This window comes from Thermodesulfovibrionales bacterium, assembly GCA_035686305.1.
Lineage (GTDB): Bacteria > Nitrospirota > Thermodesulfovibrionia > Thermodesulfovibrionales > UBA9159 > DASRZP01.
Genome location: DASRZP010000017.1, coordinates 1 through 17,663, shown reverse-complemented (window position 1 = coordinate 17,663; position 17,663 = coordinate 1). Strand labels below are relative to the sequence as shown.

General features: G+C 52.4%; 15 protein-coding genes. All 15 read right to left on the bottom strand.

Features of this window, described 5'->3' with window-relative positions; translation table 11 throughout:
* A complete protein-coding gene (gene fdnG / locus VFG09_01670; GenBank protein ID HET6513842.1) occupies positions 1–3,180 on the bottom strand; it encodes a formate dehydrogenase-N subunit alpha in 3,180 nt (1,059 codons plus the stop codon).
* 163 nt (positions 3,181–3,343) lie between these two features.
* Positions 3,344–5,437 (bottom strand): elongation factor G, encoded by a 2,094-nt coding sequence (gene fusA, locus VFG09_01665; GenBank protein HET6513841.1) that lies wholly within the window; start codon positions 5,435–5,437, stop codon positions 3,344–3,346.
* Positions 5,438–5,524: 87 nt separating this feature from the next.
* Entirely contained in the window at positions 5,525–5,947 is a 423-nt protein-coding gene (locus VFG09_01660) for a SoxR reducing system RseC family protein (GenBank protein ID HET6513840.1), read from the bottom strand.
* A gap of 68 nt (positions 5,948–6,015) precedes the next feature.
* Positions 6,016–6,366, bottom strand: a complete 351-nt coding sequence (gene panD / locus VFG09_01655) for an aspartate 1-decarboxylase (GenBank protein ID HET6513839.1) — start codon at positions 6,364–6,366, stop codon at positions 6,016–6,018.
* A gap of 9 nt (positions 6,367–6,375) precedes the next feature.
* Entirely contained in the window at positions 6,376–6,654 is a 279-nt protein-coding gene (gene gatC, locus VFG09_01650; protein HET6513838.1) for an Asp-tRNA(Asn)/Glu-tRNA(Gln) amidotransferase subunit GatC, read from the bottom strand.
* The gene (locus VFG09_01645; protein ID HET6513837.1) at positions 6,655–8,763 is read right to left on the bottom strand and encodes a UvrD-helicase domain-containing protein; all 2,109 of its coding nucleotides are present in this window, start codon (positions 8,761–8,763) and stop codon (positions 6,655–6,657) included. It lies immediately after the preceding gene.
* A 90-nt stretch (positions 8,764–8,853) separates the two neighbouring features.
* Positions 8,854–10,680 (bottom strand): glutamine--fructose-6-phosphate transaminase (isomerizing), encoded by a 1,827-nt coding sequence (gene glmS, locus VFG09_01640; protein HET6513836.1) that lies wholly within the window; start codon positions 10,678–10,680, stop codon positions 8,854–8,856.
* Positions 10,680–12,113, bottom strand: a complete 1,434-nt coding sequence (gene glmU / locus VFG09_01635; GenBank protein ID HET6513835.1) for a bifunctional UDP-N-acetylglucosamine diphosphorylase/glucosamine-1-phosphate N-acetyltransferase GlmU — start codon at positions 12,111–12,113, stop codon at positions 10,680–10,682. Before glmU ends, glmS begins: the two co-directional genes overlap by 1 nt.
* Positions 12,110–12,724, bottom strand: a complete 615-nt coding sequence (locus VFG09_01630) for a DUF502 domain-containing protein (GenBank protein HET6513834.1) — start codon at positions 12,722–12,724, stop codon at positions 12,110–12,112. The genes glmU and VFG09_01630 overlap by 4 nt, the downstream gene beginning before the upstream one ends.
* A gap of 1 nt (position 12,725) precedes the next feature.
* Complete coding sequence (locus VFG09_01625) at positions 12,726–13,481, bottom strand: YebC/PmpR family DNA-binding transcriptional regulator (GenBank protein HET6513833.1); 756 nt, start codon at positions 13,479–13,481, stop codon at positions 12,726–12,728.
* 56 nt (positions 13,482–13,537) lie between these two features.
* Positions 13,538–14,902, bottom strand: a complete 1,365-nt coding sequence (locus tag VFG09_01620; protein HET6513832.1) for a sigma-54 dependent transcriptional regulator — start codon at positions 14,900–14,902, stop codon at positions 13,538–13,540.
* Positions 14,880–16,067: an alanine transaminase gene (gene alaC / locus VFG09_01615; GenBank protein ID HET6513831.1), complete on the bottom strand. Its 1,188-nt coding sequence runs from the start codon at positions 16,065–16,067 to the stop codon at positions 14,880–14,882. The genes VFG09_01620 and alaC overlap by 23 nt, the downstream gene beginning before the upstream one ends.
* Positions 16,068–16,160: 93 nt before the next feature.
* Positions 16,161–17,030 carry a lipoyl synthase gene (lipA, locus tag VFG09_01610; GenBank protein HET6513830.1) on the bottom strand — a complete coding sequence of 290 codons (870 nt, stop codon included), beginning with the start codon at positions 17,028–17,030 and terminating at the stop codon, positions 16,161–16,163.
* A gap of 53 nt (positions 17,031–17,083) precedes the next feature.
* On the bottom strand, positions 17,084–17,263 hold the full coding sequence (locus tag VFG09_01605) for a hypothetical protein (protein ID HET6513829.1): 180 nt from the start codon (positions 17,261–17,263) through the stop codon (positions 17,084–17,086).
* Between the two features lie 243 nt (positions 17,264–17,506).
* Positions 17,507–17,663 (bottom strand): ISKra4 family transposase (locus VFG09_01600; GenBank protein ID HET6513828.1); only part of this gene is annotated, 157 nt, incomplete at its 5' end.

Below are 17,663 nucleotides of genomic sequence, written 5' to 3'. Positions count from 1 at the left end.
CTATGCCTTCTCGACATTGGCCATAAAGGCCTTTGATTCCGGTATCGAGGTATTCGGGTCTCCAATAAACGGCGTGAGGATGTTCGCGCTGTCGCCGCCGCTTCCGTCCTCAGGGTATTGCCACCCAAAATGCCATGGCATACCGATCTGATGGACCGTCTGATTCATCACCTTAAACGGTTTTAACCTGTCGGTCACCACGGCCACTGCTGTCAACATGCCGCGGCCCGAGGAGACCTTCACCTTATCGCCGTTCTTAATGCCCTTTTCCGCAGCGAGCTCCTTGCTCATCTCGACAAACATCTGGGGCTGCATTTCAAGCAACCACGGTGTATGTCGTGTCATAACGCCTGTCTGCCAGTGCTCCGTGACCCTGTAGGTCGTCGCAACGTACGGATAGCGAATATCGCATGAGAAATGAGAGATATCCTGCATGATCTTCGAAACCGTCGGATTTATTCTCTGCTTCTTTGACATGAGGTTTTCCTGGACAGGGCATTCCAGCGGCTCATAGTGCTCAGGGAAGGGCCCATCGGCAAGCCCCGGTCCAAAAATAGAAGCCACTCCGTCGGGCTTCATGATGAAGGGCAGTTTGCCTCCCTTCTCATCAGACAATGGAGGCGCAGGACCATCCGGTACGTCCCCCTCCCATATACCCGGCTTTCCGGTCGCGGGGTTTTCCTTTGTCGGGTTCCATTTTATCACTGCGCGTTTGGGGTCCCATGGATTACCCTTGAGATCAACGGATGCCCTGTTGTAAATTATTCTTCTGTTGAGGGGCCATGCCCATGCCCAGTTCGGATAGAGGCCGAGACCCGTCGGATCCTCCTTTCCTCTCCTGGCCATCATGTTGATGATCTTGTCGTCCTTCTGGGTGTAGCTGCCGCAGTAGAGCCAGTTTCCGGAAGACGTCGTTCCATCAGCCTGGAGGCTGACGAAATTCGTGACGAGCTGTCCTTTCTTCCCCAATAACTTGGGAGGCTCAACCTTCTTGTCGTATACATCCTCAAGATAATACCCGTTGATCTCTTTTGCCACATCGTGGATGTTGAGGTGTTTTATCTTGCCGTCCTTGTCCTTTTCTCCGTAGTTCCACGTCAGATTCAGGATCGGCGCCGGAAATTTGCCCCCCTCCTTCTGGTAGAGTTTCTTTACCCTGTAATAGAGTTCATTCATGATTTCCGCATCAGGCATGGATTGGCCGACTGGGTCAACTGCCTTGTACCTCCACTGGGCAAGACGGCTGGAATTGGACAGGCTGCCTTCCTTCTCTATCGAGGAACAGGCAGGGAGAAGAAATACTTCCGTCTGGACATTTTCAGGTTTCATGTCCGGCCCTCTCCAGAAAGAAGCGGTCTCGTTGTCGTAGAGATTCACGTTGACCATCCACTTCAGCTTCCCCATAACCTGTCTGACCTTGGCGGCCGCAGCTGATGAACAGGCCGGATTCTGGCCCCACGCGAAGAACCCTTCAAATTTTCCCATTCCCATGTTCCAGAAGAGATGGAGCCACGAGGCCTGCATGCCCTCGTCGAGTTTTGGAAGCCAGACATAGCCGAAATCATTATCCTTGGTCGCCTTGTCTCCATAGATCGCCTTGAGGTAACTGGTGATGTACTTGTTCCGGTTTCCCCACCAGTTCACACTCTTCGGCTCCTTTGTCTTCGGTGTGTATTTTTCGATGTACGCAGTCAAATCCACCAGTGAGGCTGTGGGCGTGGGATTGTACCCTGTGAGATTATTGAAGAGGAGGCCGTAGTCCGTCCCTCCCTGGACATTTGACTCACCCCTTAGTGCATTGATTCCGCCCCCTGCGATGCCCATATTGCCGAGGAGGAGCTGGACAATCGAGAAAGCCCTGATGTTCTGGACGCCGACGGTATGCTGGGTCCATCCCATGGCATAGCACTCTGTTCCGGCCCTGTCAGGTCTCCCTGTCGAAGCGTAGGTCTTGTACACCTCTACGAGTTTTTCCTTCGGGGTCCCCGTAATATTGGAGACGACGTCGGGAGTGTACCGGGAGACATGTTTCCTGAGGAGTTGATAGACGCAACGGGGGTCTTTCAACGACATGTCCCTTTTCGGGAGCCCCTTCTCGTCCATCTGGAAGGACCACGTCTTCTTGTCGTACTTCGCCGTCTTCTCATCATACCCTGAGAAGACACCATCGAGTTCTCCCGGCATCTTGAAGTCAGGGTTCACGAGAAAGGACGCATTGGTATAGTTGACAACATAGTCACTGAAAATGAGGTCGTTGTCAATAATGTACTTGATCATCCCGTTGATGAAGGCGATGTCGGTACCGGAACGGAGCGGTGCATAGATGTCGGCCTTCGCGGCTGTCTGCGTGAAACGGGGATCAACGACGATGAGCTTTGCGCCTCTCTCCCTTGCCCTCAAGATCCACTTCATGGAGACGGGGTGGTTTGAGGCGGGGTTCCCGCCCATAACAAGGATTACGTCCGCATTCTTGAGATCAACCCAGTGGTTTGTCATGGCGCCGCGACCGAACGACTCTCCCAGAGCCGCTACCGTCGGCGAGTGTCATATTCGGGCCTGATGTTCTATCCAGACAAGACCCCAGGAACGCATGAGCTTCTGGAGGAGGTAACATTCCTCGTTGTCAAGGGCAGCACTGCCGACATGGGCAATGCCGTCTGTCCTGTTTACGATAAACTCCTTCTCGACCGTGGTCTCAACCTCGACCGGTAGGCCTGCCGTGTCCAAAGAGAGCTGGCCCCTCTTTTCTTTCACTTTCGATATGGCCTTTTCCTTAAACGTCCTGTCCCTCGTATCTTTGATCTTTCGTGCGATCTGATCAAGGGCCCAGTCCCATTCCACCTCTTTCCATTCCGTCGCACCGGCTGCCCGGTACTTCGGCTTTGTCAGTCTCAGGGGATTGTTTACCATCTCATACACGGAACCTCCCTTGGGACAGAGCGTGCCCTCGCTGATCGGGTGCTCAGGATCACCCTCGGTATTGATGACCTTCCCATCCTTTACGTGCACGAGAATGCCGCAGCCCACCGAGCAATAGGGACATACCGTCGTCGTTTCCTTTGCGTCCTTTATCCTGAGCCCCTGGGCATACGCCCTGACCGGATCAAGGTTAATCCCGAGCGTGCTGAGTGCGAGAGTTCCACCTGATACCTTCAGAAAATTTCGGCGAGATACATTCATGTTGCCCTCCTCTGAACTTATCGCTTAGCCTTGGGAATGGCGAGACTTACAGCCTTCCTCCTCATTATTCGGAGATTCCCCGATACGCATCCTGAAATGCTTGACTTCTTAATTCATATACGCGGGACTCTTAAGAAGAGTATAGGTCTATGAGAACGCTCTGTCAAGCCTTCTCTTCCTTGGCTGCTTCCCTCTCTGCGATGATCTTTTGGGCAAGATGGCCCGGCATCTCATCATAGTGGGAAAACTCCATGGAATAGAGGCCTCGGCCGGACGTTATGCTCTGGAGCTGATTGGCATATGTCAGCATCTCCGACATGGGAACAAGGCCGTTGATCTTCTGATTCCCTCCTGCCTGGGGTTCGACTCCCTGGACCTTACCCCTCTTGGAGTTCAGATCGCCGATAACAGCGCCGAGACTCTCATCAGGGACGGTGACTTCAATCTTCATGACGGGTTCAAGAAGCACCGGCTTCGCATCCATGAAGGCCTTCTTCAGGGCCATGGATCCGGCTATCTTGAAGGCCATTTCGGAAGAATCCACGGAATGATAGGAGCCGTCATAGAGAGTTGCCCGCATATCGATCACCGGGTAGCCGGCGACGATACCCTCCTTCATGGTTTCTACGATTCCCTTTTCTACGGCCGGCCGGTATTGCTGAGGTATCACTCCGCCGACGATCTTGTCAATAAACTCATATCCGGTGCCCCTTGGCAAAGGCTCTATCTCGATCCAGCAGTCTCCGTACTGCCCGCGTCCGCCTGACTGTTTCTTATATCTCCCCTGGGCCTTGGCTGACGTCCTGATCGTTTCACGGTAGGGTATCTTGGGGGTCTTCATCACGACCTCCACCCCGAATTTCCTCTTGAGTCTTTCGAGGGTGACCTCAAGGTGGACCTGCCCCATGCCTGAAAGCAGCATCTCTTTGGTCTCCTCGTCGCGATGGAAACGGAGCGTCGGGTCTTCCTCAAGTATCCTGTGGATGCCCAAACTCACCTTGTCTTCGTCTCCCTTGCTCTTGGGAGCAATGGCATATGATATGATCGGTTCCGAGAATTTCACCTTCTCAAACGCGAAAGGATGGTACTCGTCCGACAACGTATCCCCGGTGTTTGTCTCCTTCAGTTTTGCAACGACGGCGATCTCTCCAGGGCCTACGGACTGCGCAGGCACCTGTTTTTTCCCCAGCAGGTAGAAGACCTGGCCCACGCGCTCCTTCGTCCCTGTTGTGGTATTCAAGACTGATGAGTCGGCCTTGAGGTGCCCTGAATACACCCTGAATATCGAAAGCTTGCCAGCAAAGGGATCGGCAATGGTTTTGAAGACGTATGCAGAGAAAGGTTCCTTTTCGTCGGGTTTTCTTTCAGCTTCCTTTCCGTCTTTCACGCTCCTGCCCCTGATCGGGGAGATCCTTGACATCTCAGCCGGTGAAGGGAGACAGAGGATTATCGCATCGAGGAGTTCCTTTGCGCCTATGGTTCTCGTTGCTGAACCGCAGGTGACGGGGATGAACCTCCGTGTGAGAGAGCCCTCCTTTATCCCTCGGATAATCTCCTCCCTGGTCAATTCTCCACCTTCAAGATACCGTTCGAGAAGGGCATCGTCCGATTCTGCGATCTTCTCTATGAGTCTCTTCCGGTATCCTTCGGCCTCCGGGAGAAGTTCGGAAGGGATTTCAGCGGATGACGGTTTTCCGTTCGTGAAAATTACCGCCTTCATATCGACGAGATCGATGATGCCTGAAAAGGTATTCCCCGAGCCTATCGGCATTTGCAGAGGGATGGCCTCGGTCTCGAAGGATTTTTCGAGCTCGGCTATGGCCCTCGAAAAGTTTGCATTCTCCTTGTCCATCTTATTCACGAATATCATTCTCGGGATCTCAAATTCGCAGGCGTATTTCCAGACCTTTTCCGTTTCAGCCTTTACGCCGGAAATAGCGCTGACAATAATGACGGCTCCATCCACTCCCCTCAAACAGCCTCTCGTGTCCTCGAGGAAATTGATAAAGCCGGGGGTATCGACAAGATTGATCCTGTGAGTGTTCCAGCTGCAGAAGGCGAGGGCAGAAGAGATGGTTATCTTCCTTGCTATCTCCTCGGGCTCAAAATCCGTAGTGGATGTGCCGCTATCCACTGAGCCCAGCCTGTCGACTGCTCCTGATGCAAAGAGCAACGCCTCCGTCAGCGAGGTCTTTCCTGCGCCTCCGTGAGCAATAATGGCCGCGTTACGAACCTTGTTCACATCAAAATGAGTCATACAAACCCCCTTATATGATGAGAAGTGTGAGCAGCAAGGAGCCAGCAGTTCGCAGGAATTGGTCTTTACTGCGTGCTGCCACCTACATTATTCCAGAATTTCCTCGACTACAGGCTTGTATTCCGTCTTCTTCTCGATTCTTCTGCTCCATAGCTTAACAAAAACAAAGGACAGTATGAAAGCTCCGAAGCCAAAAATCGCTGACAGTATATCAGGATCGGTATTCTTAAGGAAACTGCTCATGTATTCCTTGCCGAAGACTGCGCCAAGGATGAGGGAGAGGGCAGGCAGGCCGTATACGAGGAGTGAGCCCTTGAGGTAGGTATAAGGTTTCATGACAACCCTGACCTTCTGGCCTGTCGTTGCCTTTGCGGCGTTAACAGCCTCTATGAGTGCCTCTTCTTCCGCAAGCTTGCAGTCGGCCTGGCAATCATTGCAGGCAGATTTTCTTGCCACAGAGACCGTCGCAAAGATCCCGTTGATCTCTTTGATAATGCCGATTTCATCCATACGTTATAAGGAGATATGAAGGAGGAAGGGCGAAATAAGACGGATCGGAATGTTCCCGTCTTTATCCTTTATCTCACGATGTTATTCTCTGCGTCGAGACGGATAATCCTGGGCCCAAAGTCCTTCAGTTCGTTCGCTTCAAAATAGCTGTAGCAGAAGATGATCACCTTGTCACCTGCCACCCCTTTCCTCGCGGTAGGGCCGTTGAGACAGATTTCCCTGCTCCCTGCCTTGCCGGGAATTGCGTACGTCTCGAATCTCTCGCCATTGTTCAGGTTGCTCACCATTACCTGTTCATAGGGAAGGATGCCCGCCTCTTTCAGGAGGTCTTCATCAATGGTGATGCTTCCCTCGTAGGCCAGGTTCGACTCCGTGACGGTCGCCATATGTATTTTTGCTCTGAGGACACAGCGCAACACGGTATCACTCTATTCTATGATCTTCGGCACCCGGTAAAAGTTGCCTGACCTGTCTGGGGCGTTCGCGAGGGCATTGTCTACCGGAAGAGAAGGCCAGATCATATCTTCCCGCATGACGTTCTTCATTTCGATCACATGGGACGTCGGCTCAATGCCCGAGGTGTCGAGTTCATTGAGTTTCTCCACGTACTCGAGAATACTGCCGATCTGCTGAGAAAAGGTCTTCTCTTCATCTTCGGAAAGGGAAAGCCTTGCAAGGTGCGCTATATGTTCAACGGGTATCGGCATCTATATCTTTTCGAGGTTCGCAAATCTGAGTACGAGCTTCTTGATCCCTATCTGAGGGAAATTGACGGTAACCTTCTGTTCTTCTCCGTCACCGTAACAATCCCTTACGACACCGATTCCCCACTTGGGATGTTTAACCCTGCATCCTGTCACATAGGGGAAGACGCGCTTCGGCGAATCGGTGTCCCTTCTCGGCGAATGGGTAAAATGGGTCCGTGCGGATTTCTCTATCCATTGGCAGCACTCTTTCGGAAGGTCGGAGAGAAAACGGGAAGGTTCCTGATTCTGGGTCCTTGTATATAACCTTCTTCTGCCTGCGCCGGTGAGCCATAAGATATCCTTGGCTCTTGTCATGCCGACATAAAAGAGTCTTCTCTCCTCGTTGATCTCGTCAACATCGTCGGCCGCCTTGAAATAGGGGAGCACGCCTTCTTCGAGGCCGACGATGAAGACGACGGGGAATTCGAGCCCCTTAGCCGAATGAAGGGTCATGAGGGAAACAGCATTCTCCTTCGGGGAGTCATCAAGACTTGTCAGAAGGGCCACCTTTTCGAGAAAATCCTTCACGCTCGCGCCTGCCGCAGAAGCGATGAATTCATCGATATTCTGGATCTTCTCCTCATCAACGAACTTCCGGTAACCGGTCTTCTCCACAATCTCCTTCAGCATGTCAGCGGCCGTCTTATATCTTTTCGATGCGAGTTCTTCGATGAGCTTTATGAAATCCTCAAGTCTGCTCAAAAGGTCGTGGGATTTTTTTCCTGTCCCGCTCACCGCTGATCTCAGGGCGTCGAAGAAACTCGTTGACCGTTTCTTTGCCTCCTGCTCCAGCTTTGATAGCGTTGTGGCGCCGATGCCTCGCGGAGGACAGTTGACAATACGTCTCAGACTGACGTTGTCATTATGGTTGATAAGAAGACGCATATAGGCGAGGATATCTTTAACTTCCTTCCGTTGATAGAAACTGATGCCGCCTACAATCCGATAGGGAATCCCTTCGTCTCTCAAGGCCTCTTCAACGGCCCTGGACTGGACGTTGACCCGGTAGAGCACGGCAATGTCCTTGTACTCATAGACACCCTTCAGGTAGAACTCCTTGGTCGTCTTAGCTATGTGCCGGGCCTCTTCATCTTCGTTGCTCAACCAGCAGTGGTATACCCTTTCTCCGCACCCCTTGCCCGTCCAGAGCTTCTTCTTCTTCCGGACCGGGTTTTTCGAGATGACGGCCCCTGCCACGTCAAGGATGTTTTGCGTCGAGCGGTAGTTTTGCTCGAGACGGATAACCTTTGTCCCCGGGAAGTCCTTTTCGAAGCGGAAAACGTTCGATACATCGGCGCCTCGAAATCGGTAAATGCTTTGATCGTCGTCGCCTACCACGGCGATGTTCCGATGGCCGGAACCGAGCAGTTTCAGCAGTCTATACTGGGCATAGTTGGTGTCCTGAAACTCGTCGACCAAGATGTATTGAAATTCGTCCTGAAACTTCCTCAGGATATCAGGTTTCTTATCAAAGAGCTTGACGGTAAGGCCGATGAGATCGTCAAAGTCAAGGGCATTGCATCTCTTCAATTCATCCTGGTATCGGAGATAGACCTTTGCGAGCTTTTCATCAAAACCGAAACCATCGCCGGCTGAGAGAAACTCTTCTGGACTCATGAGAGATGATTTCAGTGAACTTATGCGTGCTGCGACGCCGCGGTACAATGCCTCGTGAATGGAGAATTCCCGCAGGATGTGGCGAATGATGTTGCAGTGGTCGTCGTCATCGTAAATGGAAAAGTCGGGGGTGTACCCCAGACATGCTATCTCTTTCCTCAATATCCTGCAGCACTGGGAGTGGAAGGTCCCGATCCATGAGCCGTTCATGTCTTTGCCGGTGAGGGCAAAAATCCGCTCTCTCATTTCGTTGGCAGCTTTATTTGTGAAGGTCACCGTGAATATCGACTTGTAGGGGAGACGTTTTGTCTTTGTGAGGTGAGCAAATTTGTGGGAGATGATCTTGGTTTTCCCGCTGCCTGCGCCGGCGAGGATGAGGAGAGGACCTTCGACATGGAGCAGGGCCTCTCGTTGCTGGGGGTTTAAACCTTCTAGTAAGCTATCCTTGGACATCGCGGGTTTCAACCTATACTAACAAAAAAGAGCTCTGCGCGTCAAAAGAAATAGTGCCTGCTCTCAAAGGAGGCTCCACCTTATCCGCCGTTATTCAACGGTGACGCTCTTCGCAAGGTTCCTCGGCTGGTCAACGTCGCAACCCCTCAAAACCCCGATATGGTATGAGAGGAGCTGCAGCGGAATCGTCAGCAGGATTGACGCCAGGAAGGGGTTTGTTTCCGGTACCGGTATACAGTGGTCGGAAAGCCCGTGCACTTCCGTATCACCGGGGTTGATCAATGATACCACCTTTCCACCCCTGCTCCTGACCTCCTGCAAGTTCGAGACGATCTTCTCACGGAGAGTATCCCTGGGCGCCAGAACGACCACCGGAAGTTCTTCGTCTATGAGAGCTATGGGACCGTGTTTCATCTCCCCTCCGGGGTACCCCTCGGCATGAATGTACGTAATCTCTTTCAGCTTGAGGGCCCCTTCGAGGGCAACGGGAAACTGGATGCCCCTCCCGAGATAGATGAAATCCTTCGCCTTGAAGAGGTCTTTTGCGACTGCTTCGATCTCATCATTCCGCGCAAGGATCTGTTCCACTTTATCGGGAATGCTGAGGAGCTCACGGAGCATCTCACCGGCACTTCTCCTGTCGATCATATTCTTTGCCAGGCCCAGGGCGATCCCGAAGAGATAAAGTCCGATAATTTGTGACGTAAAGGCCTTTGTGGAGGCGACGCCTATCTCGGGGCCCGAGTGGGTGTAGAATACGGCATCGGCCTCCCGTGCAGAGGAGCTGCCTATCACGTTGCAGATGCTCAAGACCTTTGCCCCGAGTCTCCTAGCCTCCTTCTGGGCTGCAAGGGTGTCTGCAGTCTCTCCGGACTGGGTTATGGCTATGAAGAGATCCCCGGGTTTTATGATGGGAGTCCGGTACCTGAATTCCGATGCAATATCCGCCTCAACCGGTACGCGTGTAATATGTTCAATCATGTATTTCCCGATCAATGAGGAGTGCCAGGAAGTGCCGCAGGCAACGATGAATACCTTCTCAACCGCTTTGAGGAGTTCTCCGGTCAGACAGAACTCCTCGAGATTTACTTCGCCCGTCTCTGCATTGAACCTTCCCCTCATGGTGTCTGAGAGGGCCCTCGGCTGTTCATAGATCTCTTTCAGCATAAAGTGCTTGTAGCCGCCCTTCTCAGCCATTGACGGGCTCCATGAGATCGCCGTCATCTCCTTGTGAACAGCGGCGCCCGAGATCGTTGTCACGATAACGCCGTCATTCGTCAGTACAGCCATTTCTCCGTCATTGAGGAACATGACTTTCTTTGAATGGCTGAAGAAAGCGGGCACATCAGAAGCAATGAAATACTCCCTGTCGCCGAGACCGACGCAGAGGGGGCTGTCTTTTCGTACCCCGACAACCTTCCCTTCCTCCTTTTCACTCATCACGGCGAGGGCATATGCGCCTCTGACATCCTTCAGGGCGTTCCTGACGGCCTCCTCCAGAGAGCGGCCTTGTGAGTATTTATGAATGAGATGGCACAAAACTTCGGTATCAGTCTCCGATGTGAAGGTATATCCTTCGGCGATAAGGACCTTTTTCAGCTCTATGTAGTTCTCCACAATGCCGTTGTGGACGAGAATGATGTGATGGGACCTGTGAGGATGGGCATTCTCCTCTGACGGTTTTCCATGCGTTGCCCACCGTGTATGCCCTATGGCCGTCGCGCTCATTGGCCTGTCACGTTCGAAGAGACCGGAGAGATCGTTGACCTTTCCCTTGCATCGCTTGATCTGTACGGTTCCCTCTGAAAAGAAAGCTATCCCTGCAGAGTCATATCCCCGGTATTCAAGGCGCTTTAGTCCGTCAAGGACGACGGAGATGGCGTCACCCCTGCCCGTATATCCGATTATTCCGCACATCAGTCGTCCCCCTTCCGCGATCCTTTCCCTCTTTGGCCCTTCATCCCCGGTTGCCGACGTTCGGCTTGAGCCATCCTTTTCTTCGCCCAGTCCTTGATATTCTTCTGCATGGTCCTGCTTATTGCCAGCGACAGAGGAGGGACATCCTTTGTTACCGTCGAACCTGCTGCGACGTATGCCCCTCTGCCGACTTTCACAGGAGCAACGAGCTGGGTGTCGCTGCCGATGAAGACCCCATCATGGATCTCTGTCTTGTGTTTCTGCTTTCCGTCATAGTTGCAGGTGATTGTCCCGGCGCCGATGTTGACGTCCTTTCCGATGACAGCGTCGCCAATATAACTCAGGTGGGAGGCCTTGGTCCCAGCGCCGACTACCGATTTCTTTATCTCGACAAAGTTGCCGATCTTTGCGTGAGAACCGATTACCGATGCAGGGCGGAGATGAGCAAAAGGGCCGATTTGGGCATGCTGTTTGACCGTAGAGCGTTCTATGACCGAGGAGTCCTTTATGATCGAGCCGTCTCCGATCGCGCTCCCGGCGATCCGTACGTTGGGATAGAGAACGCATCCCCGCCCGATCTTCGTCTCTCCTTCAAGATAGACATTGGGATAGATAACCGTATCGCTGCCGATCATTACGCCCGAGTGGATGTAAACCGATGCAGGATTAATAAATGTTACCCCTCTGCCGACCAGTCTGCCGACGATCCTTGTCTGTAATATCCTGTCTGCCCTGAGCATCTCTGCCCTTGTGTTTATCCCCATCATCTCGTCTTCCGGGCAAGAACAATAGACGCCGGTCTTCACCTTCTCTTGTCGGGCTATCGAGAAGAGGTCAGTGAGATAGTATTCCCCCTTGGCCTTATTGAGGCTGATCTTCGAGAGAAGATCCATGATCTCCGAACTGATGGCATAAATTCCGCCGTTCACTTCCGCAATCCTCTTCTGCTCGGCAGTGGCATCCTTCTCCTCCACAATCTGGAGGGCCACGCCTGAATCGTCCCTCACAATCCTCCCATAGGCTTCAGGATTTTCTGCTGAGAAAGACAGGACCGAGAGCGCATCTCCGTTCTTTTGGGAACGTCGCAGGAACCCTCTCAGGGTGTCCGGGGTAATCAGGGGGGTATCACCGTTCAAGACCAGAATGGTACCCCGAAAACCACTGAGGGCATCACGGGCCTTCATGAGTGCGTCTCCTGTCCCTCTCGGTTCTCGCTGATGGGCGAAAGAAATGCCCGAAGCCTCGACGGCGTCGGCAATCTCCTTGTGGAACGTTCCTACAACAACGACCGTTCTTTCCGGTTTCAGCCTGGCCACGGCATCAAGGACATACTGGAGCATAGGTCTTCCCGAGAGCGTGTGGAGGACTTTGGGTACGGGAGACTTCATCCTCTTTCCGAGGCCGGCAGCAAGAACGACGCAGGCAAGTCTCATCTCTGGGCCTCAATAATCTTCGCCGGAGCAGCGATACCTCCGGACAGTATTATCTTGATACCTTCCTCGATCGATATATTGGTGTAAAAAACGTCCCCTTCTCTGAAGAGCACGATTTCGCCCAGGTAGAGATTGTTGGTAGGAATATATACGGCCCTGAGGCATGACTCGAGGCCGCTTCTTTCCGACTTGATCGTGCATTCCTTTGTGAGAAATCCAAAGGCGAAGGCGCCAGGTCTCGGATATTCGACTACAACAAATTCCTTGAAGGAACTCTTGTCTTCAGGGGAGAAGGCGTCGACGAGCTGCTTGACTGCCGTATAAAAACCCTTGAATACCGGGATCTTTAGGAACATCTGTTCCGCAAAGCCTATCATCTTCTTGCCGAAGACGTTTGTAGAGATAACGCCGACAATAAATATGAGCGCCACTGCCGATAGAAACCCGAGACCTGCGGTGTGATAGCCGAGAATACTGTCATAGAGGGGACCGAGGAAGCCGTCTACGAATCTGAAGAGCCAGACTATGGCGGAAATCGTGATGATGCCGGGGACTACCACCACGAGCCCTGCAAGGAATCTCCTTTTTACGGTGCTTCGGATAGAGATCATGCTACTTGCCGGTTCTTGTCATGACTTCGTCAGGGATATCAAAATTGGCATAGACATTCTGGACATCTTCGTTCTCTTCCAGAGACTCTATAAGCCTCATCATCTGCTCGGCAGCCTTTTCATCGAGCACCACGTAGCTCTTCGGAAGCATTGTCACCTCGGCAAGGGAAACCGGCAGGTGAGCGCCTTCAATCGCACTCTTTACGCTGCTGAGATCTTCAGGACGACTGATAACTTCGTAGCTGTCCTCCTTCGGGTCATTCTTCATGTCCAGGGCTCCGGCATCAAGAGCGACAGTCATGAGAGCATCTTCGTCGGCCGAGCTCTTGTCCACAAGGAGGTACCCTCTCTTTTCGAACATCCAGGCAACACAGCCGGACTCGCCGAGATTGCCGCCATTTTTTGACATAATATGGCGTATCTCTGAAACGGTCCTGTTTTTGTTGTCTGTGAGCACCTCGACAAGGACGGCGACCCCGCCGGGGCCGTATCCCTCGTAGGTGTACTCTTCGTAGGCCGTTCCCGGCAACTCCCCGGTACCCTTCATAATAGCCCGCTTTATGTTATCGTGAGGCATATTGACCTCTTTCGCCTTCTCTATAGCAGTCCTGAGTCTTGGGTTCCCCTCTGGATCGCCGCCGCCGATCCTGGCAGCGACGGATATCTCTTTCACGATGCCCGTGAATATCCTGCCCCTTTTTGCATCGGTATGCGCCTTCTTATGTTTGATCTGTGCCCATTTAGAATGTCCTGCCATCTGAAACCTCCTGGTTCTTTGATGAAAATGAATGGTCTGATAACAAGCTCAGGGTGTCACTCAATTCCGTATTCCTTTATCTTCGTCAGGAGGGTCTTGTAGCTCACATCGAGGGTTTCCGCGGCCCTGCTCTTGTTCCCTTTTGTTTCCAACAAAGCCTTTCGTATTCTCTCAGTCTCAACAACCCTGACTGCCGCCCGGGCCGTCTCTTCCAGTGTCCCGTTCGCAGGCAAGGTGCGCAGGTAGGCCTCTCCTGAGGACGACGGCAAGGAGATGTCGTCGGCGGTTATCATATTCCCCTCACAGAGGATCACAGCCCGCTCGATGGCATTCTCGAGTTCTCTCACATTTCCCTTCCAGGGATACTTCACGAGTTTATCGAGGGCCTCCCGTGAAACACTTTTTACCGGCGCCTTTGTTTCAGCGCAATATTTCTTGACGAAGAAATCGACGAGCAACGGGATATCATCAATTCGCTCTCTCAATGGCGGGATGACGACGGGGAAGACACTGAGCCTGTAATAGAGGTCTTCCCGGAATTTCCCTTCGGCCACCGCCTTGTCGAGCTCTTTGTTGGTGGCTGCGATAATCCGCACATCAACCTTCATCGGTTTCAGCCCCCCGACACGCTCTATCTCGCCCTCCTGGATGATTCTCAGAATCTTTGCCTGGAGCGAAACAGCCATCTCACCGATCTCGTCAAGAAATACGGTTCCTCTATCGGCAAGTTCAAATTTGCCGAGTTTCCTCATTTCGGCTCCGGTAAATGCACCCTTTTCGTAGCCAAAGAGCTCTGATTCCAGAAGGTCCTGCGGTATGGCAGCACAATTGATTGGAACAAAGGGATAGTCCTTCCTCGGGCTGAGACAATGGATCGCCCTTGCAAAGAGCTCCTTGCCGGTGCCGCTTTCACCGAGAAGGAGGACCGTCGTCCTCGCGGGAGCAACCTTCTGGATCTTCTTCGCGACCTCGTTGAGCGTGTCGCTCTTCCCGATGATCTGCGGCATACCGATGAGGGATGAGAACTCCTCTTTCAGCAGGGTGTTCTCGGTAATGAGACGCTGGTTTTCTATCGCCTTCCGTATGAGATGGAGAAGGTGGTCGGTGTCAAAGGGCTTCGTGATGAAATCGAAGGCCCCTTCCTTGATTGCCTTCACCGCGAGATCTACGGAACCATAAGCGGTCATCATGATCACCGGGATCATAGGGTTTATCTCTCTTACCAATGTGAGGAGATCCATGCCGTTTTTTCTCGGGAGCTTAAGGTCGGTGAGGACAAGGTCGATCTTCTCGTCTTTGACCTTTCTGATCCCCTCGACCCCGTCCCGCGCAATTGCAGTGCGGTATCCGGCTGCCTCGAGCGTCTCTCTTAACATTTCAGCCATGGATTCCTTGTCTTCAACTACGAGTATCGACTCCACGTATCGCCCTCTTAATTCCCCGCGTTGCCTGTTGTATCCTATGCTCATTCTCGACGAGGGCAAATCTGACAAAGTCATCTCCGCCCTCCCCGAAACCGATGCCGGGAGATACGGCAACCCCAGCCTCTTTTATCAGGAATTTGCTGAACTCGAGAGAACCCATCTTCTTGAAGGGTTCAGGGATTTCGGTCCAGACAAACATCGTAGCCTTGGGCGGCTCGATGTTCCACCCCGCCTTGTGGAGACCTTTAATGAGGGCATTGCGTCGAGATTCATAAATCGCCCTGATCTCATTGACGCACTCCTGGGGCCCCCTGAGTGCGATAATGCTTGCGATCTGTATGGGCTGGAACATCCCGTAATCAAGATAGCTTTTTATCTTTGTAAGCGCTCCTATGAGTTCTCTGTTCCCGCAACAGAACCCAACCCTCCATCCGGCCATGGAATAGCTCTTTGTCAGGGAGAAGAATTCTACCCCTACCTCCTTTGCTCCCGGCGCCTGGAGGAAACTCGGGGCCCTGTATCCGTCAAAGTTCAGGTCAGCATAGGCAAAGTCATGTACCACAAAGATATCGTGTTCCTTTGCGAAGGCGACGACCTTCCTGAAGAAATCGAGTTCAATGCATTCCGTCGTAGGATTATGGGGGAAATTGATCGTAAGCATCTTCGGTTTGGGCCAGGATGATTTGAAGGCCTTCTCCATCTCTTCAAAAAAATCATAGTTCTTCCCGGTGGGGATGTACCTCACCTCAGCGCCTGCAAGGATCGCGCTGTAGGGATGGATGGGATAGGCAGGCGTCGGCGTCATAACAACATCACCCGGGCCAAGGGTTGCATAAGCAAGATGGCTCAGGCCCTCCTTTGCCCCAATGGTAATAACTACCTCTGTTTCTGGGTCCAAATCTACGTCATAGCGCCTCTTATACCACTCGGTGATTGCAATCCGTAGTTGCGTTATGCCCCTTGACGCAGAGTAGCGGTGGTTTTTCGGATTGTTTGCCGCCTCGCAGAGCTTGTCCACAATGTGCTTTGGGGTGGGGAGGTCGGGATTCCCCATGCCGAGATCTATAATATCCTCGCCTTTTCTCCTTGCCTCCATCTTGAGGGCATTTACGATCGCAAAAACGTAGGGAGGAAGCCTCTTAATCCTGCTGAATTCTGTCATGGCGACTCCTAACGCAAATGATAATATAACGCAAGCTTTACTATAACAAATTCACTTCACTTTTGATAAGGTTTGATAAGGATGGGTAACCGTTTATGAGATGGAGGCTCCTTCTCCCCGGTCTCCTTTTATGAACATCTCCTCTGCGTTCATGGAACTCCTCGCAAGAGGAAAAGAGGCGACCCCTTGAAAGCCGATGCTGAGCGCCTCTTCTCTGTAACGGTCAAAAACCTCGGGCAGCACGTATTCTGTGACGGGAAGGTTCTTTTTCGAAGGCCTCAGGTACTGCCCTATTGTTATGAAATCGCAGCCGGTTGAGCGGATATCCTTCAGTGCCGTGACAACCTCATCAAAGGTTTCGCCCATTCCGACCATGATCCCTGACTTGGTCCGGATACGAGGAGAGAAGAGTCTGGCGTTCCTCAGAACCAGCAGAGAGCGCTCGTAATCAGCCTGAGGCCTCACCGTGGAATAAAGGCGTGACACGGTCTCTATGTTATGATTGAACACATCAGGACCGGAAGAGAGCACGATCTTCAGGGAAGACAGATCGCCTCTGAAATCGGGCGTCAAGACCTCCACCTTCGCATCAGGCAGATGGTCCCTCAGTGCCTTTACTGTCCCGGCAAAATGTGAGGCTCCTCCCTCGGGAAGGTCATCACGAGTAACAGACGTGATAACAACATAGTTCAGTTTCAATTCCTTTGCTGCCATGGCGACCCTTCGCGGTTCGTCACGGTCAGGCTGCTGAGGCGGTGAAGATTCGACTGAACAGAAGCCGCAATTCCTCGTGCATGTCGGACCAAGAATCAGAAAGGTCGCGGTCGGCTTTGAGAAACAGGACCCAATATTCGGACAACGGGCCTTCTCACAGACCGTGGAAAGTCTGTGGGTCCTGAGCATCTGTTTAGTATCGTGAAGCCCCGTAAGGCTCTTCGTTCTTATCCAGTCAGGCAGTCTCATGAGTTTCATGAAGTTGACAGGGGTCGGAAGGTGTGACAGAATTCCCGGACTCTCTACTGCGGCTGATCCACGTTCTCCTGTGCTGCTTCCCTCTCTTCGACGCCTCCCTTCCCCGAATCGTCCTGCACGGCCCCCTTGTTCAGCCGACGAAGCCGTTTCTCTTCCTGTTTCTTCTGGCGAGAGAGTTCCTTTTTCCGTTTTTCACTTCTGTATGCTCCAGCGTGCTTAGCCAATGACCCCTCCTTTTTTATTATATATAATTGCGCTATTATACCACGAAGAGGGAAAAGAATGGTAAGGAAGGAGGCCAGCGGTCATCCATGAGATTGGCCAAGAAAGACCTGATATCCAGGAACGCTCTTGTGCTGAAAGCATGAAGGAATAAACGAATCAGTCTTTCTCATTTCCATCAAGGAGGGGGCTGACTAAGGGATGGTCTGTTGCCTGCAAGAGGGCCTGCGTCATAGAATCGGGTATTAAGCAGCCCTGGATTCCCAGAAGTCTTCAAAACGATGCGAGAGCATGGCACATCGGAGGGCGATAATGGCGTTTGCACCTTTTACGGTCCACTCCATTCCGGATTGTTTTAAGCGGGAGCCGATGATACTTTTACAACCGGCCTCAATAACGCCT

Excerpts from the sequence above, each read along its gene's own strand:
- fusA (HET6513841.1), bottom strand. The coding sequence starts at position 5,437 with ATGACTCATTTTGATGTGAACAAGGTTCGTAACGCGGCCATTATTGCT.
- VFG09_01660 (HET6513840.1), bottom strand. The coding sequence starts at position 5,947 with ATGGATGAAATCGGCATTATCAAAGAGATCAACGGGATCTTTGCGACG.
- gatC (HET6513838.1), bottom strand. The coding sequence starts at position 6,654 with ATGCCGATACCCGTTGAACATATAGCGCACCTTGCAAGGCTTTCCCTT.
- VFG09_01645 (HET6513837.1), bottom strand. The coding sequence starts at position 8,763 with ATGTCCAAGGATAGCTTACTAGAAGGTTTAAACCCCCAGCAACGAGAG.
- glmS (HET6513836.1), bottom strand. The coding sequence starts at position 10,680 with ATGTGCGGAATAATCGGATATACGGGCAGGGGTGACGCCATCTCCGTC.
- glmU (HET6513835.1), bottom strand. The coding sequence starts at position 12,113 with ATGAGACTTGCCTGCGTCGTTCTTGCTGCCGGCCTCGGAAAGAGGATG.
- VFG09_01630 (HET6513834.1), bottom strand. The coding sequence starts at position 12,724 with ATGATCTCTATCCGAAGCACCGTAAAAAGGAGATTCCTTGCAGGGCTC.
- VFG09_01625 (HET6513833.1), bottom strand. The coding sequence starts at position 13,481 with ATGGCAGGACATTCTAAATGGGCACAGATCAAACATAAGAAGGCGCAT.
- alaC (HET6513831.1), bottom strand. The coding sequence starts at position 16,067 with ATGACAGAATTCAGCAGGATTAAGAGGCTTCCTCCCTACGTTTTTGCG.
- lipA (HET6513830.1), bottom strand. The coding sequence starts at position 17,030 with ATGAGACTGCCTGACTGGATAAGAACGAAGAGCCTTACGGGGCTTCAC.